The 1,297-nt window shown below is 69.4% G+C and carries 1 protein-coding gene; it reads right to left on the bottom strand.

Annotated elements, in window-relative coordinates; translation table 11 throughout:
* The coding region (locus SKZ59_RS28115) for an Ig-like domain-containing protein (protein WP_319993603.1) at positions 1-1,297 on the bottom strand (1,297 nt) is incomplete at both ends.

Genomic DNA, 1,297 nt, shown 5'->3' with positions numbered 1-1,297 from the left:
CGGCGGCGTCAGGCTCAGGCCAAAGCTCGAACGGCCCCAGCCATCGCCATGCAGGCTTTCCAGGCGCTGCGTGAAGTTCGACAGCTGCGCGCTGGCGAAGCGCCGCGCCGCATCGGCTTGCGCCGCCTGCAGGCCGATCACTTCCGGATCGACCGACGGGTCGCGCCGCGCCGTCACGGTGACGTTGACCACGCCCGGTTTCGACGTGGCAAAGGCATTGCTCAGGGTGTAGCTGACGACGGCCGCGCCGGCGAATTTGCCCGAGGCCGCAAAGCTCAGCTGGTACGACGGCTTGCCGGCCGTGCCCACGTCGCGCACCACCACCTTGCCCGCTTCGGCCGGCGCCACGCTCAGCACATTCGCCGCCGTAAACGGTCCGCCCGTGGCGCCCGCCGTCAGATCAACAGTGACCGTCAGGCCGGCCACCACCGTGACGCTCTGGCTGAGCACTTGCGGCATCGGATTGACGGTAATGGTCGACGTCACCGGCGCCGAGGTGCCGAAGGCGTTCGACACGGTGTAGCCGATGTTGATCTCGCCGCTGGTGTTGATGCCTGGCGTGTAGACGATGTCCATGCCATTGACCGCCGCCGTGCCACTGGCCGGCTGCGTCGTGATGGCCACCGCCGTGAACGGCCCGCCCGTGGCGCCTTGCGTCACGGGCAAGGTCACCGGCGTGCCGGCCAGGACCGTCGCCGTCTTCGCGACAGGTACGGGGACCGGTTGCGGCGCCACCGTCACGCTGACCGTGGCGGGGGCGGAGGTGCCGCCCGGGCCCGTCGCCGTGTAGCTGAAGGCATCCGGGCCGAAGTAGTTGGCATTGGGCACATACGTCACCTTGAAGGCGCGGTTACCGCCGCCCGCCGCGCCACTCGTCACCACCGTGACGGTGCCATGCTGCGGCGGCGTGACGATGGTCACTGCCGTGATCGGGCTGCCATCGGTGGAAGCGATGGTCAGGCTCACTTCCTGGTTGGCCGAGGTCGTTGCCGTTTCATTCGGTACCGGTGGCGGCGCCTGGTTCACCTGCAGGGTCAGCGCTTGCTGCACCGTGAACTGGTGCACATCCTTGGCCTGCAAGGTAAAGGCAAAGCTGCCCGCCACCGTCGGCGTGCCACTGACGATGCCGGTGGCCGCATCGAGCGCCAGGCCGGTCGGCAAAGCGCCGCCGCTCACGGCATACGCATACGGCGCCACGCCGCCACCAGCCGTGAAGGTCTGGCTATACGCGTCGCCGGCGCGGATCGCCGCCAGGCTGGCCGGCGTCAGGGTCAGGATCGGCGCCGCGACGGCCAGC

This window comes from Janthinobacterium sp. GMG2, from assembly GCF_033949445.1.
Classification (GTDB): domain Bacteria; phylum Pseudomonadota; class Gammaproteobacteria; order Burkholderiales; family Burkholderiaceae_D; genus Janthinobacterium; species Janthinobacterium aestuarii.
This window is presented reverse-complemented; position numbering and strand designations above follow the sequence as displayed.